At 62.2% G+C, this 23,549-nt stretch carries 26 protein-coding genes; 12 read left to right on the forward strand and 14 right to left on the reverse strand.

The window, feature by feature from the left end:
* The first annotated feature begins 229 nt into the window (after positions 1–229).
* Both QTL96_RS25555 and QTL96_RS25560 read left to right on the forward strand, forming a co-directional pair.
* A complete protein-coding gene (locus QTL96_RS25555; RefSeq protein WP_289729688.1) occupies positions 230–943 on the forward strand; it encodes a tellurite resistance TerB family protein in 714 nt (237 codons plus the stop codon).
* Between the two features lie 108 nt (positions 944–1,051).
* Complete coding sequence (locus QTL96_RS25560) at positions 1,052–1,267, forward strand: hypothetical protein (RefSeq protein ID WP_112945739.1); 216 nt, start codon at positions 1,052–1,054, stop codon at positions 1,265–1,267.
* A gap of 215 nt (positions 1,268–1,482) precedes the next feature.
* Here the strand turns inward: QTL96_RS25560 and QTL96_RS25565 are convergent, their stop codons facing one another.
* From QTL96_RS25565 to QTL96_RS25585, 5 genes are all read right to left on the reverse strand, one after another.
* Complete coding sequence (locus QTL96_RS25565) at positions 1,483–2,574, reverse strand: nickel/cobalt transporter (RefSeq protein WP_289729689.1); 1,092 nt, start codon at positions 2,572–2,574, stop codon at positions 1,483–1,485.
* Entirely contained in the window at positions 2,568–3,209 is a 642-nt protein-coding gene (locus QTL96_RS25570; protein WP_047509668.1) for a DUF1007 family protein, read from the reverse strand. Before QTL96_RS25570 ends, QTL96_RS25565 begins: the two co-directional genes overlap by 7 nt.
* A 143-nt stretch (positions 3,210–3,352) precedes the next feature.
* Positions 3,353–4,246, reverse strand: a complete 894-nt coding sequence (locus tag QTL96_RS25575; protein WP_018901946.1) for a LysR family transcriptional regulator — start codon at positions 4,244–4,246, stop codon at positions 3,353–3,355.
* A 9-nt stretch (positions 4,247–4,255) separates the two neighbouring features.
* Complete coding sequence (locus QTL96_RS25580; RefSeq protein ID WP_289729690.1) at positions 4,256–4,600, reverse strand: type II toxin-antitoxin system PemK/MazF family toxin; 345 nt, start codon at positions 4,598–4,600, stop codon at positions 4,256–4,258.
* Entirely contained in the window at positions 4,597–4,773 is a 177-nt protein-coding gene (locus tag QTL96_RS25585; protein ID WP_162724949.1) for a hypothetical protein, read from the reverse strand. The genes QTL96_RS25580 and QTL96_RS25585 overlap by 4 nt, the downstream gene beginning before the upstream one ends.
* Positions 4,774–5,360: 587 nt before the next feature.
* Here QTL96_RS25585 and odc2 point away from each other — a divergent pair.
* Both odc2 and QTL96_RS25595 read left to right on the forward strand, forming a co-directional pair.
* Positions 5,361–6,494, forward strand: a complete 1,134-nt coding sequence (odc2, locus tag QTL96_RS25590; RefSeq protein ID WP_289729691.1) for an ornithine/lysine decarboxylase — start codon at positions 5,361–5,363, stop codon at positions 6,492–6,494.
* Positions 6,495–6,582: 88 nt separating this feature from the next.
* Complete coding sequence (locus QTL96_RS25595) at positions 6,583–7,173, forward strand: N-acetyltransferase (RefSeq protein ID WP_111564899.1); 591 nt, start codon at positions 6,583–6,585, stop codon at positions 7,171–7,173.
* 137 nt (positions 7,174–7,310) lie between these two features.
* Here QTL96_RS25595 and QTL96_RS25600 read toward each other — a convergent pair whose 3' ends face one another.
* A complete protein-coding gene (locus QTL96_RS25600; RefSeq protein ID WP_018901941.1) occupies positions 7,311–7,445 on the reverse strand; it encodes a hypothetical protein in 135 nt (44 codons plus the stop codon).
* Between the two features lie 609 nt (positions 7,446–8,054).
* Here QTL96_RS25600 and QTL96_RS25605 point away from each other — a divergent pair.
* From QTL96_RS25605 to QTL96_RS25615, 3 genes are all read left to right on the forward strand, one after another.
* Positions 8,055–8,282: a DUF6719 family protein gene (locus tag QTL96_RS25605; protein ID WP_289729692.1), complete on the forward strand. Its 228-nt coding sequence runs from the start codon at positions 8,055–8,057 to the stop codon at positions 8,280–8,282.
* 94 nt (positions 8,283–8,376) lie between these two features.
* A complete protein-coding gene (locus tag QTL96_RS25610) occupies positions 8,377–9,384 on the forward strand; it encodes a serine hydrolase (RefSeq protein ID WP_289729693.1) in 1,008 nt (335 codons plus the stop codon).
* Between the two features lie 102 nt (positions 9,385–9,486).
* Positions 9,487–10,644, forward strand: a complete 1,158-nt coding sequence (locus QTL96_RS25615; RefSeq protein WP_289729694.1) for a GGDEF domain-containing protein — start codon at positions 9,487–9,489, stop codon at positions 10,642–10,644.
* A gap of 1 nt (position 10,645) precedes the next feature.
* Here the strand turns inward: QTL96_RS25615 and cysE are convergent, their stop codons facing one another.
* The 6 genes from cysE to QTL96_RS25645 all read right to left on the reverse strand — a co-directional run bounded on the left by cysE (position 10,646) and on the right by QTL96_RS25645 (position 15,417).
* Positions 10,646–11,455: a serine O-acetyltransferase gene (gene cysE, locus QTL96_RS25620; protein WP_289729695.1), complete on the reverse strand. Its 810-nt coding sequence runs from the start codon at positions 11,453–11,455 to the stop codon at positions 10,646–10,648.
* A gap of 186 nt (positions 11,456–11,641) precedes the next feature.
* Complete coding sequence (locus QTL96_RS25625) at positions 11,642–12,631, reverse strand: WD40 repeat domain-containing protein (RefSeq protein ID WP_289729696.1); 990 nt, start codon at positions 12,629–12,631, stop codon at positions 11,642–11,644.
* Positions 12,631–13,773, reverse strand: coding sequence for a GTP-binding protein (locus QTL96_RS25630; RefSeq protein ID WP_209235602.1), 1,143 nt, complete (start codon positions 13,771–13,773; stop codon positions 12,631–12,633). Before QTL96_RS25630 ends, QTL96_RS25625 begins: the two co-directional genes overlap by 1 nt.
* 118 nt (positions 13,774–13,891) lie before the next feature.
* Complete coding sequence (locus QTL96_RS25635; RefSeq protein ID WP_289729697.1) at positions 13,892–14,290, reverse strand: type II toxin-antitoxin system VapC family toxin; 399 nt, start codon at positions 14,288–14,290, stop codon at positions 13,892–13,894.
* Entirely contained in the window at positions 14,287–14,553 is a 267-nt protein-coding gene (locus QTL96_RS25640; protein WP_289729698.1) for a type II toxin-antitoxin system prevent-host-death family antitoxin, read from the reverse strand. Before QTL96_RS25640 ends, QTL96_RS25635 begins: the two co-directional genes overlap by 4 nt.
* 72 nt (positions 14,554–14,625) lie before the next feature.
* Positions 14,626–15,417 carry a creatininase family protein gene (locus tag QTL96_RS25645; RefSeq protein ID WP_289729699.1) on the reverse strand — a complete coding sequence of 264 codons (792 nt, stop codon included), beginning with the start codon at positions 15,415–15,417 and terminating at the stop codon, positions 14,626–14,628.
* A 185-nt stretch (positions 15,418–15,602) separates the two neighbouring features.
* Here QTL96_RS25645 and QTL96_RS25650 point away from each other — a divergent pair, with 185 nt between their 5' ends.
* From QTL96_RS25650 to QTL96_RS25665, 4 genes are all read left to right on the forward strand, one after another.
* Complete coding sequence (locus QTL96_RS25650) at positions 15,603–16,115, forward strand: MarR family winged helix-turn-helix transcriptional regulator (RefSeq protein ID WP_026283624.1); 513 nt, start codon at positions 15,603–15,605, stop codon at positions 16,113–16,115.
* A gap of 136 nt (positions 16,116–16,251) precedes the next feature.
* Positions 16,252–17,274 (forward strand): LacI family DNA-binding transcriptional regulator, encoded by a 1,023-nt coding sequence (locus tag QTL96_RS25655; RefSeq protein ID WP_289729700.1) that lies wholly within the window; start codon positions 16,252–16,254, stop codon positions 17,272–17,274.
* A 56-nt stretch (positions 17,275–17,330) separates the two neighbouring features.
* Positions 17,331–18,278 (forward strand): 2-hydroxyacid dehydrogenase, encoded by a 948-nt coding sequence (locus tag QTL96_RS25660; protein ID WP_289729701.1) that lies wholly within the window; start codon positions 17,331–17,333, stop codon positions 18,276–18,278.
* Between the two features lie 316 nt (positions 18,279–18,594).
* Positions 18,595–19,593, forward strand: coding sequence for an adenylate/guanylate cyclase domain-containing protein (locus QTL96_RS25665; RefSeq protein WP_289729702.1), 999 nt, complete (start codon positions 18,595–18,597; stop codon positions 19,591–19,593).
* A gap of 72 nt (positions 19,594–19,665) precedes the next feature.
* On the opposite strand, the gene QTL96_RS25670 is transcribed toward QTL96_RS25665, so the two are convergent.
* Positions 19,666–20,445 carry a gamma-glutamyl-gamma-aminobutyrate hydrolase family protein gene (locus tag QTL96_RS25670; protein WP_289729703.1) on the reverse strand — a complete coding sequence of 260 codons (780 nt, stop codon included), beginning with the start codon at positions 20,443–20,445 and terminating at the stop codon, positions 19,666–19,668.
* A gap of 292 nt (positions 20,446–20,737) precedes the next feature.
* Between QTL96_RS25670 and QTL96_RS25675 the strand changes: the two genes are divergently transcribed.
* Positions 20,738–21,844, forward strand: coding sequence for a TRAP transporter substrate-binding protein (locus QTL96_RS25675; protein WP_018901926.1), 1,107 nt, complete (start codon positions 20,738–20,740; stop codon positions 21,842–21,844).
* Between the two features lie 170 nt (positions 21,845–22,014).
* Here the strand turns inward: QTL96_RS25675 and QTL96_RS25680 are convergent, their stop codons facing one another.
* A complete protein-coding gene (locus tag QTL96_RS25680) occupies positions 22,015–23,538 on the reverse strand; it encodes a TRAP transporter large permease subunit (RefSeq protein WP_289729704.1) in 1,524 nt (507 codons plus the stop codon).
* Positions 23,539–23,549: the final 11 nt, after the last annotated feature.

Genomic DNA, 23,549 nt, shown 5'->3' on the forward strand with positions numbered 1-23,549 from the left:
CGGGAGGAAAACCCCTCCCCAACCCCTCCCACAAGGGGGAGGGGCTTAGTCGTGGCGGCGCCACGAGTCTCCTTCCCCCTTGTGGGGAAGGTGGCCGGCAGGCCGGAAGGGGTCTTTGCCCAACACACCCGCTACAGGCCAAGCGTTCTCCTCCTAACGCACCCGTTATTTGCAATCCCTCATTGCCGCTCCTATCTCCCCAACATCATCAAAAGGGAGACAATCAGGTATGTTCGACGCGAAAAAGCTTCTTGAGCAGTTTCTGGGATCGCAGATTCCAGGTGTCGGCGGCAGCGTTCGCGACCGAGCGGGCGGGGCGATCGAGATGGCCAAGAACAATCCGTGGAAGGCAGGCGCTCTGGCGACCGCCGTGCTCGGCACCAAGACCGGCCGCAATATCGCCGGCAATGTCGCGACGATCGGCGGGCTCGCGGCCGTCGCCGGCCTCGGTTATCTCGCCTACAAGAACTATCAGTCGGGAAAATCGCCTGAGGCAGCACCGCAGCCTGCCGCCACGACCGGCCAGCCGATCGCGCTGCCGCCGCAGGACTCGGCCTTCAGCCTGGAGGGGCCGCAACTCTCCAATGATTTCGCCCTGACGCTGATCCGCGCGATGATCGCCGCCGCCAAGGCCGATGGCCATATCGACGATGCCGAGCGCGCCAACATCATGGAAAAGGTGCGCGAAGTCGACCTCGGCTCGGAAGCCGAGGCCTTCCTGCGCAACGAACTCGCCAACCCCGTCGATATCGACGATCTGGTGGCAGCCGCGCGCACCGAGGAGCAGAAGGTCGAGCTATATACCGCGACGCGGCTGACCATCAATCCCGACACCCGCGCCGAACGCGGCTATCTCGACCTGCTCGCCGGCCGGCTTGGCCTGCCGGACGCGCTGCTCGACCATATCGACGCGACCGTATCGTCGGCCAAGGTCACGGCCTGAGCGGAATAAGGCTTGCCGTTTGACGATTGGCAAGCCTGCCATAACGGCCGGTTGCCTTTCGCCGGCGGCTGGCCTAAGCCCTTCTCCTCACCCGCAGGAGATTTTCGCGTGGCCGACCCCAGATCCGAACGCCGCTCGCCGGCGATTGCCGCTGCGATCATCCTCGTCTGCGCCGGGCTCGTCATCTATTTCCTGCCGTCGGTGGTGCTGTGGATCGGCAATTACTCGCCGACGCTGGCGATCGTCGTCGGGGTTTGTCTGGTGATGGCGTTTTTCGCGGTGTTCTGGCTGCGGGCGCGGTATCAGCGCAGGCGGGGTGGGTGAGGGTTTGGGCTTGAGTTAGGGGAGCCTTCACTTCGGTTGTGCCGTGTGGCCCCCTCATCCGACCCTTCGGGCCACCTTCTCCCCGCTGGGGCGAAGGGAAGATGGAGCGCGCGGCTCACTCCGAGTCCCTTCTCCCCTGCGGGGAGAAGGTGCCGGCAGGCGGATGAGGGGGCCTCACGGCATACCTTCACCAATCAACCTACCACCAATCAACCCTACCCGCCAAACCCCACACCCTGCAGCGACGCGCCGAGCAATAGCGCACCCATCACGATAACAAGCAGCGCGCCCAAGAGCTCGATGCCATTGCCCACCCAGGTCGAAACGCGTGAGCCGTGGCCGGCAAGGCGCATGGCGGTGCCTTTGGCGGTGACGGCAAGGGTGGCGAGGATGGCGACGGTGATGGCGGTGCCGAGGGACATGGCGAAGACCGAGAGAACGCCGCCGAGATAGAGGCCGTTCAGCAAGGAGAAGGTCAAGACCAGCAGCGCGCCGGAGCAGGGGCGCAGGCCGACGGCGACGATTGCCGACCATGCCTCGCGGATGCTGAATTTCTCCGCGCCGAGCATCGCCGGATCGGGCATGTGCGACTGGCCGCAGGTCTCGCAGGCCATGCCTGAAATGAACTTGTGGCCGGCCTTGGCGGCCTGGGTCTCGCCGAAGGCGTAAGAGCTGCTTTCGCCGCGCTGGTCTGCGTCCTGCCAGTCGAGCATCATGCTGACGGGCCCCGATGCCAGCGCTTCCTGCCTCGGCTGGAAAGCCGGGATGATGGTGCGCAGTTTGCGCAAGAGGAGCCACAGGCCGAAGAGGATGACCATGACGAAGCTTGCGATCTCCATCGCCTGCGTGGCCATGGTGAGCGTGATGCCCGAGCCGCGCAGCACCAGCCAGGCGCCGCCGACAAGCAGGATCGCAACCACCCCCTGAACGAAGGCCGAGACGAAGGAGATGGCGACGCCGCGCTTCAGCTCGATCTCGTTGGCGATCATGTAGGAGGAGATCACGGCCTTGCCGTGGCCGGGGCCGGCAGCGTGGAAGACGCCATACGCAAACGACAGGCCGACCAGCGTGCCGAGCTGCCATGGATCCTCGCGCATCGCCTTCAGCGCGTTGGTCAGCGCGCGGTAGAAGGCCTGCTGTTCGTGATTGATGTAGAGAAAGAGCGGTGCCAGCGGGCCGCCGGAGGGCTGGAAGCTCGGCTCCGCCGTGCCGATGCCGAGCGGCGATTGCGCGTGCGCGGCGGCAAGGCCGGTCACGAGAAGCAGACCGGCGGCGTAGAGCAGCAGCGTGGGCTTGCGCCTCAGCATGTGACGTCCAGCTTGGTGGCGAAGAGCTTCGACATGTTGGTGCCGGTCGGATCGTTGAAGAAGGCGTCGGTCAGCGATTGCTTGTTCTGCGAGATCACCTGGTCGGCATCGGGCCTGACCACCTGGTGCTTGCAGGCCTTGAAGGCGTCGCCGACGAGGATCATCTCCTTGTCGGTCGGAAAGTCGATCGAGGTGTAGAGCGTCGGATCGTAGACGCCGAAGGTGAGGTTGCCCTTGAGCGGCATCTTCTCGACCGGCTTGACGGCGAAGAACATCAGGAGCTGTCCGTCGCGGTAATCGACATGGATGATGTCGGGCTTCTGAACCGTGATGTTCTTCCCGTTCATCGTCAGGTTCATGTAGTAATCATAGTCGGCCAGTGAATCGCGGACCGTCTTGCCGACCTCGGCGAGTTCGTTCGGCTCCAGCTTCAAATCGGTGTTCTTGTCGAAATCCATGACGACCGAGGAGGTGAAGACCTCGTCGAAGCGCCAGACGTTGCGGAACTCCGCGACATTGCCGTCATCGCCGGCGACGACTTCAAGGCGGGCCTCCACGAAGATATGCGGATGCGCGAAGGCTGCGGCGGGCACCAGCGTCAGAAAGCCGGCCGTCAGGAAAGTCGATATCTTCATGCGTCCGCTAACTTCATCTCTAGAGTTCGGGCCAAGTTCGGTTGCCGGAAAGGCGATAAATCCGGGTGGGGCGGCCCAAATCAGTTGCTGCGATCTTGCCGGAAAATGGGACCGAATTGGGACCGGATTTCCTTGGGTTCGGCTTAGGGGTGCTTCTTGAACCAATTGTGAAGATAGTCGACGAAAATGCGCACCTTGGCCGGCAGGTAGCGGCGGTGCGGATAGACCGCGTAGATGCCGCGATCGGTGGCGATATAGTCGTTGAAGAGCGTCACCAGCTCGCCGCTCTCGATCGGCTTGCGGGCGATGAAATCGGGAATGAAGGCGATGCCGATGCCTGACAGTGCGGCGCGCAACGTCGCATGCGGGCTGTTGACCTCGATCGGGCCGGAGACGGCCACGGCAAACGAGGTGCCGTCGGGGTTCTGAAAGCGGATGCTGCCCTGGCTGCGCGAGTTGGTGTCAATGATGAAGGGCACGTTGGAGAGATCGGCGGGATTCTGCAATTGCGGATGCCGCTCCAGAAACTCCGGCGTGGCGCATAGATGGATGCGGAAATCCGAGATCTTGCGGGCGATCATGCCGGAGTCTTCAAGCTTCGTCACGCGGATCGCGACGTCGAAGCCCTCCTCGATCAGGTCGACGAAGCGGTCGTCGGCGGAGATTTCCAGCTGCAGATCAGGGTTCTCCCGGGCGAAATCGATCAGCGACTGGCCGACATCGGCGTCGACATAGGTGCGCGGCACCGAGATCTTCAGCTTGCCCTTCAGCTGTGCATTGTTCTCGCGCACGAGGTCGGCAAGGTTGTCGATCTCCTTCAGGATATCGGAAGCGGTGCGATAATAGGTGTGGCCGGCCTCGGTCATAGAGAACTGGCGGGTGGTGCGGTTCAACAGAAGCGCGCCAAGCTCATCCTCGAGCTCGCGGACATATTTCGACAGCAGCGCCTTGGAGCGGCCGGTCTTGCGGGCGGCAGCGGAAAAACCCTCGGCTTCGACGACGTCGATGAAGGCGCGGATGCGGGTGAGGGTGTCCATGAGTACAATCTATCCTGTCATTGGTCCGTCGGTTAGACCCATGACGAATGACAGGATTCTGTCAAGTTTTTCGATATGTTCGTCGTCTATTCGGCCTATCCTCTGGCCGACTCGGCGACGGGGAATGGTGACCGGTTTTTCCACCATGGCCTGAGAACGCGCGCGCAGCCCGTTGTTTGTATTCGGCTCGAGCAGGAAACGAAAATTGGGTGTTGGACCATCGAACGATGTCAGCGGGCACACGATGATTGATTCAAAATCGTCGCCGAGCCGATCGCTCTGTATAATGATTGCTGGACGAGGCTTCCCATAGTCGCCAGACAGAACGACTGCGAAAATATCGCCGCGCTTCATTCTTCCTCGATCCACTCCTCGTCGTTGAAGATCGAAACCGCATCGATCCACCGCATGGCATCTGCTTCGTCTTCGGGATCGAGTGCTGCAATCTGTGCGGCTATAAGCTTTCGGAATTCGGGATCACGCGTATCTAGGCCTGCGCTCCGCGTCTTGCGCACGAGCTCATCCATCTTATGCTGCTGCAAATCCTGCGTTTGCCTTGATGGGATGGGCATTGCGTATCCCTCGTTTTCACGCCCTGAATATAGTTGTTTGCGCCTTTCGCTGCAACGCCCGCCCGCATTTTCGTTTTTTTGCGCAACCCCAAAAAAACTCTTGATTATGACCGCGAATATTCTTATTTCGACCTCAGCCCAAAGTCGCACGTGCCCATGGGTGTCCGCCGAACCCTCGAATTGGTGAGGAAATCGGTAAGGTACCTGGAATTAACCCCTCCAGTCGCTATTCCGGCCAACCGGAAAATGCGAGGACGCCTGAAGCAACGACGGTGCGGGCCTTTTTGTTCTCTCCCTGCTTTCCATCAGCGGGGGTTACTGAAGAGGCACACCTTCATTGCCGGAAGTGCGGTAGGGAACCCCCTCCAATCCATGGCAGACAAAGCCGGATCCATGTCGCTTTCGCGGCGTTGATTCATCATTTGCGCATTCGAGCGCTTGCTAAGGTTCCGGGGTCTCCACCGGCTGGTTCCTATGCGAGTGATCGGCTGCCCTTTGTCCTCCGGTTTTTCCGGAGCTCTGGAATTGAAAAGGGAATCGATATGACCACTCAGCGCATCCGCGACTTTCTCGCAACCCGACGTCCCGACGGTCCCTGCCTCGTGGTCGACCTCGACATCGTGCGCGACAATTTCTCCGCTTTCCGTCACGCCATGCCTGACAGCGCCATCTACTATGCCGTCAAGGCAAACCCGGCTCCAGAAGTTCTGAAGCTGCTCGCCGACATGGGCTCCAACTTCGATTGCGCGTCCGTCGCCGAAATCGAAATGGCGCTCAACGCCGGTGCGACCGCTGCCCGTATCTCCTACGGCAACACGATCAAGAAGGAACGCGACGTTGCCCGCGCGCATGCGCTCGGCGTCAGCCTCTTTGCCGTCGACAGCCACGAGGAAGTTGAGAAGATCGCGCGTGCCGCTCCCGGCGCCCGCGTGTTCTGCCGCGTTCTGACCGATGGCGAAGGTGCCGAATGGCCGCTGTCGCGCAAGTTCGGCTGCGTGCCGCAGATGGCCGTCGACGTTCTCGTTTACGCGCATCAGTTGGGCCTTGAGTCCTACGGTGTGTCGTTCCACGTCGGTTCGCAGATGACCAAGGTCGATGCCTGGGATTCGGCTCTTGCCGATGCCAAGCGCGTCTTCGTCCAGCTGGCCAAGCAGGGCATCCACCTGCAGATGGTCAACATGGGCGGCGGCTTCCCGACCAAGTACCTGCGCGACGTTCCGTCGGCTGAAGCTTACGGCCGTGCGATCTACCAGAGCCTTCGTGACCACTTCGGCAACAACCTGCCGAAGACGATCATCGAGCCGGGCCGCGGCATGGTCGGCAACGCCGGCGTCATCAAGACGGAAGTCGTGCTGATCTCGAAGAAGTCCGACAACGACGCCGCTCGCTGGGTGTTCCTCGACATCGGCAAGTTCGGCGGTCTGGCCGAAACGATGGACGAAGCCATTCGTTACCCGATCCGCACCGAGCGCGACGGCGACGAAATGGAGCCCTGCGTCATCGCCGGCCCGACCTGCGACTCGGCTGACGTGCTTTACGAGAAGAATCTCTACCCGCTGCCGCTCACTCTCTCGATCGGCGACGAGATCCTGATCGAAGGCACCGGCGCCTACACGACCACCTATTCGGCGGTCGCGTTCAACGGCTTCGAGCCGCTGAAGGCCTACATCATCTGATACCGCCGGCCCCGTAGCCAGCCGGGGCGGCACCTTCACAATTCATATTCACCGCCGCTGATAACGGTTTTGGGTACGGGAGGCCACGATGGCCGCTGTTCTTGATTCTGTCCGCGCATTCTTTGCGCATTCCATTTTCACCATCGACGCCGAAAATGCCGGCGATGTCGTTGCGCGCGAGAATTTGCTCGATCGCGCCATGGGCCCGAACCGCCGTCGCAAGTCGTCGGAAAAGATCCGCCGCGGCCGCGTGCCGGCCGAAGGCCTGGCGCTGGTTGCGCGTGATCGCGACGGTCACGTCATCGGCACCGTGCGCCTGTGGAACGTCGAGGCCGGCGTCAATGCCGATGGCACGGCCATCGACGCGCTACTGCTTGGACCGCTGGCGGTCGACTCCAGCTTTGAGGGCAAGGGTGTCGGTTCGGCGCTGATGCGCGCCGCCATGCTGGAAGCCAAGACCCGTGGTCACGGCGCCATCCTGCTTGTGGGCGATGCCCCTTATTACGAGCGTTTCGGCTTCTTCGCCGCGAAGGCTCAGCATCTCGTCATGCCTGGTCCGTTCGAACGCTCGCGCTTTCTGGCGCTCGAGCTTGTCGAGGGCTGGCTTGACGGCGCGGCCGGCATGATCGTCCCGACGGGGCGGATGCTGGCCAGCGCGCCGATCCGCAGGGCGGCCTGACCGGCTAAGCCTCTCCCCTAAAGGGAGGGGCTTTTTTGTTTCATTTCCAGTTTCAGGAAATCAGTTTGAAGGGGCGCCGGAAGAGCCGGCGGACTATTTTCCCCTCTGTATTCGCTGCGCCCGTAGTTTGAGGGCGCTTACTTGACGACGCTTGCGTCGACCAACTGTGTCCCGGCAGTCTGAACGATATTGTCCGGTATGGCGGCGATGAAAAACATCGTGAAAGCATAGACCGCGAATATGGTCGCTGCGGCTGTGGCCTTAAGAATCATTCATGCACTCCTAGTTCTCTGGTATCTAATGTGAGCGCAAAAGTCGGCTTTCCCAAGAGTTTTCTGAACGCCAGATGAACAAAAAACTGTGACGGTAAATTTTAACGATATTTTAGCAACACTGCAGCTTCGCCTTTATGGGGAAGAAATTCACTTTTCGTTCTAATAAAATGCAGAAAAAACAATCATATGGATGAAAATATGGGCGAGAATCATCCCCATGGCGTAGGCGCGGCGCATCATGAACGCGTCATCGGGCAGGGAGCCGGGTTCATGAACCGGTTCGGTCTCCGTTCATAACTCGGCGCTCGATGACGGTCGCGAAAGGTCGAATCGCATGCCGTCAGGGCAGATGATTCGTCCGGGGACGCCAGATCGAGAGACGCTCCTGTCGGTCTGATGAAGCCGGAAAGCCTGAAACGATCGGGCAGGCGGACCAGCCTGACACCTACTACTCCATACCTCGACCGCCTGCCTTCTCCCTTTTTCACCGCCGTGGGCAGCCCACGCGCGGATATTCGTGCTGCCCGCCGATCGGATGACTTGCCGCTGGCGCGATTCCGTAGGAATGTATTTTAGTGATCACTAAAACGTGAGGGCGAACTTATGATGCGGTCTCTGCTTCTTTCCCTTTTCGCCGCCTGCCTGCTGTCGCTTGCCGGCGCGTCGACTTCCTTTGCAGCAATCAAGACGGTGACGGCGAAGCCGACCGCCGAGACGATGGCACCGGGAGAATCCGTGCTCTTCGACGACAAGAAATGTCCGGCGGGAATGATCGCGAAATTCACCAAAGCGCAAAAGCGGCCCTCAGTGTCACGCCGATGCGTGCATCAGTGACCTTGAGCCAAGCGCGATCATAAGGTTTCACATCCATGTGAGATTGAAGGGACGGGCGATGATTTGATCGGCTGCTCGTCATAGATAGTGGCGCATGATCAAGCGCCTCGCACTTCTCTTCGTCCTGTTGCTCACGCCAGCTTTCGCCTTCGCGCAGCAGCCGAATGCTGTCGCCACGCTGCTTGATGGCGGCGCGTCGCGCGAGGAGCTGCGGCCGCTAAAGGCTGTTGTCGTCGCCAGGGATGGCGAGATCATTGCCGAGCATGGCTATCGCGGCCATTCGACGCGTGAATCCGTCAACATCAAGTCGGCCTCCAAGTCGATCATCTCAAGCCTCGTCGGCATTGCCATTCAGAAGGGCCTGCTCGATGGGCCGGATCAGAAGATCGCGCCGATCCTGAAGGCCGACCTGCCTGACAATCCGGATCCAAGGCTTGGCGAGATCACCATCGGCAACCTGCTCTCGATGCAGGCGGGGCTCGGTCGCCTGTCCGGTCCCGATTACGGACGCTTCGTGTCGTCGCGCAACTGGGTGCGGTTCGCACTCGCGCAGCCGTTTGCCGATGAGCCGGGCGGGCAGATGCTCTATTCGACAGCGTCGACGCATCTGCTCTCGGCGATCCTGACAAAGGTCGGCGGGAAATCGACGCTCGCCTTGGCACGGGAGTGGCTGGCCCCCGTCGATGGCTTTCGTATCGGCGCATGGGAGCGGGATCCGCAGGGGATCTACCTCGGTGGCAATCAGATGGCGATGACCGCGCGCTCGCTGCTTGCCTTCGGCGAACTCTATCGCAATGGCGGCAAGGCTCCAGATGGCACGCAGGTCGTTCCCGCCGATTGGGTCGTCCAGTCCTGGCAGCACCGCACCAATTCGCGCTTCTCGGGCGATGACTACGGCTATGGCTGGTTCTCGCGGCAGATCGGCGGCGAGCAAGTGCATTTCGGCTGGGGCTATGGCGGCCAGATGCTCTATATCGTGCCCTCGCTGAAGCTCTCCGTCGTGATGACGTCAGATGAGAACGGCCCCTCGGCGAGAACCGGCTACCGCGATGCGCTGCACGGGCTTCTCTCCGAGATCATCGCCGCCGCGCGCCCTGTCTGAGCTGGCTTTTCGGCGCATTGATTAAAATGCGACCGAGCGTTCCAATCAAAACGCAATAGCGATCTCGTAACGTGTCCGCGCCGGTGGATTGGAGGCGCGTACATGATTTTGGATCTGCGGACGATCTACGTCGTCTCCGCCATGACGCTGCTGGTTCTCGGAAGCGCGCATATGGTGAGCTATTGGACCGGGCGGTTCGGCCGCTGGCCGGCTTGGTGGGGCGCCAGCTATCTGGTGCTCGGCGTCGGTACGCTGCTCGTCTGCCTGCGCAATTTCATTCCCTATGTGCTGTCGATCCAGCTGGGCAATGTGCTGACCATCGCCGGCTACCTGCTGTCGTTCTTCGCCATCCGCGTGCTCGCCGGCCGGCCGGTGTCGATGCTTGCCTGCGTGCTGGCGCTCGTCTGCATCAGCCTCCCGGTCGCGGCTCTGCCCTCCGGCGACATGTCGGTCTCGACGCGGCTGTTCTATGTCTCGGCCATCTGCTGCCTGTGCGATCTGGCGGTGCTGCGCGAGGGTATCGGCATCTACAGGCGCGAGAAGCTTTTCTCGGCGGGCCTGCTGGCATGGCTCTATCTGCCGACGGCGGCGATTTTCCTGGTGCGGAGCGTCATGGCGGCAACGGGGGAGATCGCGGGTCCCGACCCTTATGGCGCCACCGTCGCCCATAGCTGGATGGCGTCGACGGCGGTCATTTTCCTGGCGCTGCGCAGCATGCTGATCGTGCTGATGGCGGCCGAGCGCAACAGGAGCGAACTGATTGCGCTGGCGCATCATGATCCGCTGACGGGCGCGCTCAACCGTGGCGGGCTGGCGCAGCGGCTGCCGGTGCGCGGTGCCCACGCGTTGGCACTCCTGGTGGTCGATATCGATCACTTCAAGCAGCTGAACGACCAGCATGGCCATCCCATTGGAGACGATGTGCTCCGGCTGTTTTCAAGTGCGGCGCGCAGCGTGCTGCGGCCCGATGATCTCCTGTCACGCCACGGCGGCGACGAGTTTCTCGTGGTGCTGAAGAATACCGCCGAGGACGGAGCGATCGCCGTCGCCGAGCGGATGCGGTCGGCATTCTCGGAGCAGGTTTCGGCGATGACGCTGTTCGCGTCGCTTCCGACGCTCAGCATCGGCGTTGCCGCCTGCAGCGGTCCTAATATCGACTTCAAGAAGCTCCTGGAGCGGGCCGATACCGCGCTCTACGCTTCCAAGCGGCGAGGCCGCGACCGGGTCGAGGCGTCGCCGGCGCAGGAGCAGGCGGCTTAGCTCAGATATTCTGATCCATGCTCTCGGCGGGGATTTCGCTGGCCGAATGGATGCGCACCACCGCGGCCGGGACGCCCGCCACCGTGCAATGGGCCGGAACCGGCTTCACCACCACGCTGCCGGCCGCGACCTTGCTAAAGGCGCCGATCTCGATATTGCCGAGGATCTTTGCGCCTGCGCCGATCATCACGCCGCGGCGGATCTTCGGGTGGCGGTCTCCGGTTTCCTTGCCGGTGCCGCCGAGCGTGACGCCCTGCAGGATGGAGACCTCGTCCTCGATGACGGCGGTCTCGCCGATGACGATGCCGGAGCCGTGGTCGAGCATGATGCCGGAGCCGATCCTGGCGGCTGGATGGATATCCGGGCCGAAGACCAGCGAGGCGAGATTAGCAAGCCAGCTGGCGACCTCGACGCGGCCTTCGTTCCACAATTTGTGGGCGGCTCGATGAATCTGCAGGGCGTGAAAGCCCTTCAGGTTCAGCAGCGCATGCAGATAAGTCGTGCAAGCCGGATCGCGCTTGCGCACCGCCATAAGGTCGGCCTGGATCTCGGTCAGAATATCAGATGTCAGCGTCTCCTGGAGGAGCGCCGTCAGCGCCGCCGTATCGACATCGGCGCGAGAGAGGCGCGCGGCGAGCACGCGGGCGACGATTGTCGCGCTATCCGCAGCCTCGATCACCTGCGATGTCAAAAGAGGCCGCAACACCGGCTCGCGTTCGCACAGCGCCAGGGCTTCGGCGCGGATCAATACCCATGCCGAGGCATCGTTGGCGGCTGCGGTTTCGGCGATGGCGGTTCTGGTCTGCGACATCTGGTTAGGCTCTCTGTTTCACGCCAATTGTTTTCAAGCGTGTCTTATCCTGAAATCGGTGGCCAGTCTCGGGATATGTGTCTTAAAGCGTGTCGCGATCCTTCGGATTCGCTCGTCACGCTTTAAGTTTTTGTTCTGTCGCATGTCTGTGCCGCAAAACCGCTGCACACTTTTGCGCGACATGCTTTAGGCGGCGATATCGACCACGCCGCAATCGCCGGCTTCCGAAGCGAAGGCCAGCAGCTTGCCGTTCTTGCTCCAGCTCATGGCGGTGATCGCACCCTTCCCAGGGCGGCGGATCAGCGCTTCTTTGCTGTCGGCGAGGCGAACGGCGAGGATCATGCCGTCGATGAAGCCGATGGCGAGGATATCCTCGGCCGGGTGGAACTTGACCGAGGTCGCCATGATGTTGGCGCGGGTGCCGAGTTCGAGCGGCGCCTTGCCCATCGGACCGTCCTTGCCGGAGAACGGCCAGACGATGGCGGCCGGTGCGCCGGAAGAGGCGAGCCACTTGCCCTTGGCCGACCAGGAGAGCGACTTGACCTTGGCGGGGTAGCCGGTCATGCGCATGTGGCGGGCTTCAGAGCCGGGCTTGATGTCGAGCTTCCAACCGTGCAGCGCGTTTTCCTGCATTGTCGTAACGAGGAAGTTGCCATCCGGCGAGAAGGTGACGCCTGTGTGAGCGCCCTTCCATTCGAGATCGACGGGCTTGGCATCGCCCGCCACCCAATGCAGCGAGACGCCATTATAGCGGGCGGCGGCGACGCGCATGCCCTTGGGCGCGAAGGCGAGGCCTTCGACGGTGCGTTCCTCGGTGAATTCGCGGGTGTTGCCGTCAGAAAGGCGAACGATCGCGCTCTTGCCGTGGGAATAGGCGATGGCGCCCTGCGGGCCGGCGGCGAGCTGCGAGATCCACTTGCGCGGCGCATGCGCCATCTCGGTGACGCTGCCATCGGCGGCAATCCGCAGCACCTTGCCGTCTTCTCCGCCCGAGATCAGGCTTTCGCTATAGGGATCGCGGATGCAGGTGAGCATGCCCTGATGGGCTTCGGTGACCTTCTCCGAGCCATCCAGCCGGTGAAACGTGCCGGTGGCGCTGGCGAAGAAGGGGGTATCACCTAAAAATTCGACGGCCAGGATATGGCCGTCGATATCAAACGGGGCAACAGTCGGCATCAGGCAGAGGCCTCGCACGCCTTGAAGGAAGCTTCGAGCTTTTCGCGGTCAAGCTCGCGGCCGATGAAGACGAGACGGGTCTCGCGCTTCTCGCCGTCCTTCCAGGCGCGCTGATGGTCGCCTTCGATGATCATGTGCACGCCCTGAACGACATAGCGCTCGGCATCGCCCTTGAAGGCGATGATGCCCTTGAGGCGCAGGATGTTCGGGCCCTGCGTCTGGGTGATCTTCTGGATCCATGGGAAGAAACGGTCGGGATTCATCTCGCCGCCACGCAGCGAAACCGACTGCACTGTCACGTCATGGATCGGGGAGACGGCGCCGTGGTGATGGTGGTCGTGTCCATGATCATGGTGATGATGGTCATGCCCGTGGTCATGATCATGGTGGTGATGATCGTGATCATGGTCGTGCGCATGGTGATGGTGGCCATGGTCGTGGCCGCAATCGGGACCGCAGACATGGTCGGGGTGATCGTGGTCGAGGAAGTGCGGGTCGTTTTCCAGGGCGCGTTCCAGGTTGAAGGCGCCCTGGTCGAGCACGCGGGCGAGATCGACGCCGGAGCGGCTGGTCTTGTAGACGCGGGCCGACGGGTTGATGGCGCGCACGACGTCTTCGATCTGCGCCAGCTCTTCCGGGGTGACGAGGTCGGTCTTGTTGATCAGCACGACGTCGGCGAAGGCGATCTGGTCTTCGGCCTCGCGGCTGTCCTTCAGGCGCAGCGGCAGGTGCTTGGCATCGACGAGGGCGACCACGGCATCGAGCTCGGTCTTGGCGCGGACATCGTCATCCATGAAGAAGGTCTGGGCAACAGGCACCGGATCGGCAAGGCCCGTCGTCTCGACGATGATGCCATCGAAACGGCCAGGGCGGCGCATCAGGCCTTCGACGACGCGGATCAGGTCGCCGCGCACCGTGCAGCAGACGCAGCCATTGTTCATCTCGTAGATCTCTTCGTCGGATTCGACGATCAGATCATTGTCGATGCCGATCTCGCCGAACTCGTTGACGATGACGGCATACTTCTTGCCATGCGCTTCCGTCAGGATGCGATTCAACAGCGTCGTCTTGCCGGCGCCGAGGTAGCCGGTGAGAACGGTGACGGGGATGGGCTTGGGTTGCGTCTGGAGAGCGTCGGTCATGAGAACCTCGATAGGTGGGGGCTTGCTCGGGGTTTTCTCCCGGGCCTTTCAAATTCGTCGTCTCATATAAGGGGTGCGGCGCGGCAGTTCAAAGGGATTCGTATGTTATAAGATCACATTAGGGCGTGGAGGATGCGATCGCCGATTTCACGTCGGTCTTTGAAAAGTCGTTGCCGATGTAGAGCAGCGGGCAATCGAACTCCTTGGCGGTGGCATAAGAGAAGCAATCGCCGAAATTTAGGGAAGCCGGGTGAAAGCCTTTGCCCCATGCAGAATAAATATCAGAAACGAAGCGTGCCCGACCGTCGGTTACCGGGATGACCTCGCCGATTGACGCGTTAATGATATCCAGCAATTCCGGCAAACGGTTCGCCCGAAGCGCTACAATCTGAGCCTCCGCGAGCGTGCCGGCAGAGATGATCACCTTTTGAACGCTCGCCATTGCCTTTGAGCAGATATAGGCATCTTGCTCATCCTTGACGATCGCGATCAACGCTGACGTGTCGACCGCGATCATCCCGGCAATCCGTTTTCGTCGTAGAGGAAGTCTTGACTGTGGGCGGCATCAGTCTCGAAATTCGCCGGGCCTTTTTCGCGCCCTCGTTGCCTCACCCTGTCAAAGACCGCCATTCTTTCTTCGGGCGGTAAGGGCGATCTGGCAATCGGTAAGAGCTGGAGGGAAGGTTGCCCTTCCTCGGTGACAATGATGTCGGTGCCGTCTTGTGCAAGCTTTGCAATACGCGAAAATTCGCGCTCAGCCTCTTTCACGGAAATGCGCATGCGGGCCTCCTTGGTGAGCCACTGCGATCACAATCAATATGATGAAAAGCACCGGCCGATACAAGCGGCCCGCTATCTCAGCGCGTCGACGTCGAACGCGTCCACATCCTCCAACAATTCCACCAGGCCCTTCACCGCATGGGCCATCAGCGCCTCGCCCTTTGCGGCGGTCGCCTTGGCGGCGTTGCCGGCGACGCCTTGGATGCTGAGGTCGGACATCTTCCAGCCGAAGGCGTGTTGGCCGTAGGCGCGCAGGTGCTTGTAGCGGGCGGCGAAGTCGGATTGGCGGGAGGGGAAGTTTTCGGCTTTCGACATGTCCACCTTCTCCGGGTGCAGCGCCAACATCACCGAGGTCTCGATGTCGCCGCCGTGGATGTCGATCGCCTTTTCTTCCGGCGAGATCACGCCATCCGGGAGGCCGAAGCGGGTCCAGCTGGTGGCGACGGCGAGCATGTTGAAGCGCACACGGGCTTCTGTCGCGACAACAGTCATCAGCGGAGAATTGCCGCCATGAGCGTTGAGCATGACGAATTTGCGGATGCCCTGCCGCGAGAGTTTGCCGGCGATGCCGAGCCAGCGTTCGATCGCCTCGCCGTAGGATAGCGTTTGCGTTCCTGTCACATCCATATGCTCGATTGAGTAGCCGACTGATTCCGTCGGCAGGAAGGTCACGGGAAGCGTTTTGGGAAGCGCGGTTTTGAGCCTGCTAACGATGCCGTCGGCGATCAGCGTGTCGGTTTCGAAGGGAAGGTGGGGGCCGTGCTGTTCATGGGCGCCGAGCGGAAGGACAACGATGTGCCGGTCGCGCTCCGCACCAGAAAATTGCGGATCGTGGTCGTCGAACTCGGTCGCTGGCGCGTTCATCCGGCTAAGGCCTCTTGTTTATGACGAGATCATGCGCAATGTCATAACGCAACGATCTCAATGCTTAATGCATAAGCCTTTAAATCAAAATGGATTTGGAGGAAGGCTTAGGCGCCAAATGAAACTGTTGCCGTCCCTCACAACCTCAATTGGGTGCAGGGCGCGGCAAGATCAAAGGGACGGCAATGGGTAAGAAGCACAAGGACGGCAAGAAGCAGAAGTCGAAGAAGAAGGACCAGACCGAATATACGGTGGTCGATCTTTCGCCGGCTTTGACGCAGGCCGCCCGCTCGATGCGCACCGTGCTCTCCCGCAACCTTCTGGAGAGCGGGCTCTATGCCGGGCAGGATGGCGTCATCACCTCTCTCGCCGAAAGCGACGGCATGACGGCGGGCGCGCTGGCGCACAAGCTCGGCGTCAAGGCGCCGACCATGACCCGCACGATCGGCCGCATGGAGGCGCAGGGCTTTCTCGAGCGCAAGGCCGATGCCGACGACGCGCGCCTCACCAAGGTGTATCTGACCGATCTCGGCCGCGGCAGCGTTGCTGCCATCGAACAGGCAGCGACAGCCTGCGACCGGCTGGCGACGCTCGATTTTTCCGAGAAGGAAATCCGCAATCTGGTGCGGCTCCTGAAGGCGATCGACGGCAATCTGCAGGCCGATGCCATCGTGCTCGACGAGCCGGATGAAATCTGACGGTTTTGTGAAATTAGAAATTGCCTGCTCCGGTTTAATCTTTTAATTAAACATTTTAAGGACGCTCGGCTCACAGCTGGCCGGGTGCATATGTTCATCGCGCGTCACAGTCCTTCCGCGCGATCCGGGAGGCACAGTGGCGCAGAAGATCAAGCTTTCGACGATCGCCGAAACGCTCGGCATTTCCACCGCAACCGTATCCCTGGCGCTCCGCGACAGCCCGCTGGTCGCCGGCGCCACCCGCGACAAGATCAAGGAACAGGCGCGCGCGCTCGGCTATATCTACAATCGCCGCGCCGCCAGCCTGCGCACCTCGCGCTCGGGCATCATCGGCGTCGTCGTGCACGACATCATGAACCCCTTCTACGGGGAAATCCTGAAGGCGATCGAAAGCGAGCTCGACCGCAGCCGACACACTTTCATTCTCTCCAATCATTACGATTCCGTCGAGAAGCAGCGCACCTTCATAGAGACGCTGCTGCAGCTCGGCGGCGATGGCGTCATCATGTCGCCGGCGATCGGCACGCCGCCGGAGGATATGCAGCTTGCCGAGGATAACGGCATGCCCGCGATTCTCGTCGCCCGCTCGATGGACGGATCGGAGCTGCCGACCTATCGCGGCGACGACAGCTACGGCATCTCGCTTGCCACCAATCATCTGATCGGCCTCGGACATCGCTCGATCGCCATGATCGGCGGCACGGACCAGACCTCCACCGGCCGCGACCGCTACCAGGGCTATGTGAATGCGCTGCGCAAGGCGGAAATCGAGGTCGATCAGGGCCTGCGCATTCCGGGCCCCCGCTCGATGCAGGGCGGCTTCGAGGCGGCGGTGCATTTCCTGTCCCTGCCGCAGAAGCCCACGGCGGCCGTCTGCTGGAACGATCTGGTCGCCATCGGCCTGATGAACGGCATCGCCCGCGCCGGCCTTGTGCCCGGCACCGATATTTCCGTTACCGGCTATGACGATCTCGAGGAGGCGTCGATCTCGATGCCGGCGCTGACAACCGTGTGGAACGGCCAGGCCGAAGTCGGCCGGCTCGCCGCCCGCGCGCTTCTCGATCGCCTCGCCGGCAGCCACGAACCCGACGGCATCCATCTCATCAAGCCCGAGATGCGCATCCGCCAATCGACCAGCCCCTTCCGGCCCCGGTCATAATCCTCGCCCTTTATCCCAAGCTCCAAGGGCGCGCGACAAATCGAAGAGGAAAAGCAATGTCCCGTACCGCTGTTCTCGTTCCGGGGAAAATGCACGAGCGCGTTCTGGCGCGCCTGAAGCAAGGTTTTGACGTCATCGAGGCTGACGCCAAGTCGCTCGACGCCGAGACCGCAGGCCGCATTCGCGGTGTTGCCGTATCCGGCACCTTCTCCGCCGCCGATATCGATGCGCTGCCCAATCTGGAGCTGATCTCCAGCTTCGGCGTCGGCTATGACAATGTCGATGCCAAGCATGCCGCGACAAAGGGCGTGGTGGTCACCAACACCCCTGACGTCCTCAACGACGAAGTGGCCGACACCGCGATCGGGCTGCTGCTCAACACCATCCGCGAATTTCCGCGCGCCGAAAGCTGGCTGCGCGCCGGCAACTGGAAGCCGGGGCAGAGCTATCCGCTGTCGCGCTTCTCGCTGAAGGGCCGCCATGTCGGCTTCTACGGCCTCGGCCGCATCGGCCAGGAGATCGCCAAGCGGCTGGAGCCGTTCAAGGTGAAGATCAGCTACCACACCCGCTCGCGCAACGAGGCGCTGCCCTACGATCACTATCCGACGCTGGAAGGTCTCGCCGAAGCCGTCGATACGATGATCGCGATCGTCCCGAAGACGCCGCAGACGCATAAGACCGTTAATGCCGATATCCTGAAGGCGCTCGGGCCGGATGGCGTGTTCATCAATGTCGGGCGCGGCTGGACCGTCGATGAGGATGCGCTGATCGAGGCGCTGTCCTCGGGTGCGCTCGGTGCCGCCGGTCTCGACGTGTTTTATGACGAGCCGACGGTGCCGGCGGCGCTGATGGCGCTTCCCAACGCCGTGCTGTTGCCGCACATCGCCTCGGGCTCCGTTCCGACCCGCAATGCGATGGCCGATCTCGTGGTCGACAATCTGGTTGGTTGGTTCGATGCGCGCAAGCCGCTGACGCCGGTGGCGGAGACGCCCGTCAAGGGGTGATGGGTTTGGAGCGGTGCTTCCTGCGAGCCCGCTCACCTCTCCGCCCTCATTCTCGCCCTTGTGGCGGGAATCCAGCCGACGCGCGTCCGCGCGGCGAGAGACGCTTTTCTGACACAGCATGGGTTGGTTATTCACGGCGCAGACGCGCCGTGGCTGGATCCCCACCACAAGGGTGAGGATGAGGGAGTTTGGGGTTGCCGCTTGCGCACAACACTCGCCTAAGCCGTTTACCAAGCGCATCAGGAATGCGCTCCGTGTCCGTTTGCCTCCGGCTTGCCATGGTGTGTAAGATGCAGCGCCAGGATGCGGTGAAGTCATGCGAGGGGGAGGCGAGGTGGCGGATAGTTCGAGTGAGACGCAGCGCAAGCTGACGACGATCTTTTCGGCGGATGTGCAGGACTATACGCGGCTGATGGGCGTCGACGAGGAGGGGACGCTCGAGACGCTGAAGCGGTATCGCGACCGGATGTCCAGGCTGATCGAGGCGCATGGCGGGCGGGTGGTCAATACTTGGGGCGACGGGCTGATCGCCGAGTTTCCGAGCGTGGTCGAGGCGGTGCGCGCTGCCGTCGACGTGCAGAACGAGCTCGCGGGGCTGAATGCCGCCCGCCCAGCCGATGGGCGCATGCTGTTTCGCATCGGCATCAATCTTGGCGACGTGATCGTCGAGGGCAGCGATATCTATGGCGACGGCGTCAATATCGCCGCGCGGCTGCAGGCGCAGGCACCGGCCGGCGGCGTGGTGATTTCGAACACGGTTTACGACCAGGTGCGCAACAAGGTGGCGGTCGGGTTCGATTTTCTCGGGCCGCTTAACGTGAAGAACGTCGCCGAGGCGGTGCCGAGCTATGCCGTCAGGATCGGGGACGGTGCTGGCGATGCGGCGGAGTATGCGCGTGCCGCCGGGGCGCCGTCGGGAGCTGCGGCTCAATCTACAAGGCCGGGTCCGTTGTCCGGTGAGCGACTGGGTCCGTTGGCCGGAGTGTTGCCGGGTCAGAACGCGGGGCAATCGCCGGATCGGCGGCGGAACCTTGCGGTGCTCGGCGTCATCGCCGCAGCACTCGTCGTCATCAACACGCTGACATGGCACGGGGTCTTCTGGGCGGCATGGCCGCTCTTGGCGCTGGCCTATGTCGCGGCGATGCGCTGGGCGCATCTGCAGGAGCGCTACGACGCGCGGCTTGTGGCGCTCGCCATCTCGGCGCTCGGGCTGATCGGCATCAACCTTCTCTCCTGGCACGGCACCTTCTGGGCGATCTGGCCGCTTCTTGCCATTGCCGTCGTGGGCGGTCTGCGCTGGGCGCGGCGGGGTTAAAGCATGTCGCGCAAAAGTGTGCAGCGGTTTTGCGGCGACGACATGCGATAAAACAAGGACTTAAGTCTTCGCCTACGCCACCACCTTCGCGGCCTTGGCCGGCAGCTTGGTCGCGGCATAGTCGCGGACGGCGTCGCCGAAGGCGGTGAAGAGCTGGTTGGAGGGCTTGTCGGTTTCGGCCCAGTATTCGGGATGCCACTGTACGCCGACGGCAAAGGCTTCTGCGTCGATGACGGAGACGGCTTCGACGGTGCCGTCCTCGGCGACAGCTTCGACCGCAAGGCGGGGCGCTGTCTCGGCGATCGCCTGGCGGTGCAGCGAGTTCACCTTGATCTCGCCGGAGCCGACGATGCCTGCAATGCAGGAGCCTTCCCGGACATGCACGTTCTGGCGGATCGCGTACATGCCGTCGCGGTCGACATTATCTGGCTTGCGGTGGTCCCAGATACCCGGCTGGTTCTGGATCTCGCTGGCAAGCGTGCCGCCGAGCGCGACGTTCAGTTCCTGGATGCCGCGGCAGATGGCGAGCAGCGGAATGCCGCGGTCGATGGCGCGGCGGATGAGGGGCAGCGAGGTGGCGTCGCGGGCGGGGTCGAAGGGGCCGTCGGCCTCGGTCGCTTCCTTGCCGTAGCGCGCAGGGTGGACGTTGCTCGCCGAGCCGGAGACGAGGACGCCGTCGACGCGGTCGAGAATGGCGTCGATGTCGTAGCCTTCCTCGAAGGCCGGGATGATGAAGGCCATGACGCCGGAGGCGTTCAGCGCGGCGCGTACATATTGGTGCTGCACGGCATGCCAGGTGGCGCCGTCAAAGCTGCGGATATCGGCGGGAACGGCGACGATGGGCTTGGTCATTGTCTATCCTGAGGACGATCATCTCTTGCCAATGAGAGAAACCAGAACGGCTTTCCTGTCAACGTGTGCCTGATGTGCCCGGCCAAATTGCGGCAAGGCCATGTGCCGGCCTCGCTCCATCCATGACTAAGCCGCTGATTCCGATCGAAACACCGCACGCGCCATATTGGTGTCGTGATCCCAAAGACTAATAGGCCGGCGCTTGAATCACCTGCGTCCGCATGCTTAGCTTCCCGTCGTTCCGCGGGTGGGGAGAGTTTGGCCCTGCGGAACCAACAATGGGAGGTTTTTGATGGATCGTCGTTCATTCTTCAAGAAGGCAGGAACAGCGGGCGTCGGCGCCGTTGCTGCCTCGGCTCTGGCAGCACCCGCCATCGCCCAGGAAAATCCGAAGATCGCCTGGCGCATGACATCGTCGTTTCCGAAGAGCCTGGACACGATCTATGGCGCGGCCGACGATATCGCCAAGCATCTGGCCGCATCGACCGACGGCAACTTCACCATCCAGCCCTTTGCTGCGGGCGAGATCATTCCCGGCCTGCAGGCGGCCGATGCCGTCAGCGCAGGAACGGTGGAAGCGGCGCACACCTGCTCCTATTACTTCGTCGGCAAGGACCCGACCTACGCGATCGGCACCGCCATCCCCTTCGGGCTTAACGGGCGCCTCACCAATGCCTGGTTCTACGAGGGCAACGGCAACACGCTGATGAACGAATTCTACGCCACGCAGGGCATTTACGGCCTGCCGGCGGGCAATACCGGCGCCCAGATGGGCGGCTGGTTCCGCAAGGAAATCAACACGCTGGATGATCTGAAGGGCGTGAAGATGCGCATCGCCGGCCTTGCCGGCCAGGTGATCAGCAAGCTCGGCGTCATCCCTCAGCAGATCGCCGGCGGCGATATCTATCCGGCGCTGGAAAAGGGCACGATCGATGCGTCCGAGTTCGTCGGCCCCTATGACGACCTGAAGCTCGGCCTGCACAAGGTCGCGAAGTATTACTATTATCCCGGCTGGTGGGAGGGTGGCCCGACCGTGCATGCCTTCTTCAACCTGGAAAAGTGGAACAGCCTGCCGAAGCACTACCAGGCGGCACTCACCGATGCCTGCGCCTTTGCCAATACCAACATGATGGCGAAGTACGACATGAAGAACCCGCCGGCGCTGAAGCAGCTGGTCTCCGAGGGCGCGACGCTCAGGCCGTTCAGTCAGGAGATCATGGAAGCCTGCTTCCAGGCATCGCTTGGGATCTACGCCGAGATTTCGGCGTCCAATCCTTACTTCAAGAAGATCTACGAGGACCAGACGGCGTTCAAGCGCGATGCGTATCTATGGATGCAGCTGTCGGAATATACGTTCGATACATTCATGATGATCCAGCAGCGGGCTGGGAAGATTTAGCTCGAGTTTCCAGAAAAGACCCCGCCCCAAACCCCTCCCCACAAGGGGGAGGGGCTTAACGTGTTGCGCCGTTTTCGCTCACCGTTAGCCCCCTTTTTGCCAAGGCGTTGAGCCTAGGTTAGCCCCTCCCCCTTGTGGGGAGGGGTTGGGGAGGGGACTTTCTTATTGGCCTACTTGATCACCGGCGGCTGGCTCAAATCCGGCTGCGCGGGCTTCACCTGCGCCGGCGGTTGCCCCGGCAATCCATTCATCGGCGGCAGCGACAGGCCGGGCATGCCGGGTGGGGTGCCCATCGGCGGCAATCCAAGCCCGTTGCCGCCAAAGCCGGGGACCTCGATCTTGATCGTGTTGAGATCCACCTCCGGACCCTTCTTCAGCCAATAGGTCACCGATTGCGGCCAGAAGATCACGATGGCAACGAGGATGAGCTGCATGCCGACCCAGGGCAGGGCGCCCATGTAGATGTCGGAGGTCTTGACGCTGCGGTCGGCGATCGAGCGGAGATAGAAGAGCGCGAAGCCGAAGGGCGGGTGCATGAAGCTCGTCTGCATGTTGACGCAGATCAGGACGCCGAACCAGATCAGGTCGATGCCGAGCGCGGAGGCGACCGGGGCCAGCATCGGGATGACGATGAAGGCGATCTCGAAGAAATCGAGGAAGAAGGCGAGCACGAAGATGAAGATGTTGACGAAGATCAGGAAGCCCACCGGCCCGCCGGGTATGCCCGAGAGCATGTGCTCTATCCAGCGCGAGCCGTCCATGCCCTGAAAGACGAGGCTGAAGCAGGTGGAGCCGATCAGGATCATCACCACCATGGACGTGATGTGCATGGTGGAGCGCATCGCCTCCTGCATCAGCGGCCAGGTCAGGCGGCGATGCATGGCGGCGAGCGCCATGGCGCCGACGACGCCAAGCGCGCCGGCTTCGGTGGGGGTCGCGAGCCCCATGAAGATGGTGCCGAGGACGAGGAAGATCAGCACGATCGAGGGCACCATGCCCGACAGCACCTTGAAGAGCAGCGCCCAGGTGAAATCGCCGCGCACCTCCTTTGGCAGCGGCGGCACGGAGGCCGGCTTCACGATCGACAGGATCAGGATGTAGATCATGAAGATCGCCACCTGCAGGATCGAGGGGCCGATGGCGCCGAGATACATGTCGCCCACGGACTTGCCGAGCTGGTCGGCGAGAACGACGAGGACGAGCGAGGGCGGGATGACCTGGGTGATGGTGCCGGATGCGGCGATGACACCGGTGGCGAGCCTCGGGCTATAGCCGTAGCGCAGCATGATCGGCAGCGAGATGACGCCCATGGTGATGACGGAGGCGGCGACCGTTCCGGTGATGGCGCCGAGCACCGCGCCGACGAGGATGACGGCATAGGCGAGGCCGCCGGGGATGCGGCCGAAGAGCTTGCCCATGCCCTCGAGCAGATCTTCCGCCAGGCCGCAGCGCTCCAGGATGGCGCCCATGAAGGTGAAGAAGGGGATGGCGAGCAGGAGATCGTTGGAGACGATGCCGAAGAAGCGCAATGGGAGCGCCTGCAGGAAGGCCTCGCTGAAATGGCCGGTGGCGACGCCGATGATGCCGAAGAACAGGCCGACGGCGGCCAGCGAAAAGGCGACCGGGAAACCGTAGAGCATGAACAGGACCATGCCCACGAACATGGCCGGCGGAATGATGCCGAAATCGAACAATGGCTTTCCTC

Source organism: Rhizobium sp. S163, from assembly GCF_030380805.1.
GTDB lineage: Bacteria > Pseudomonadota > Alphaproteobacteria > Rhizobiales > Rhizobiaceae > Rhizobium.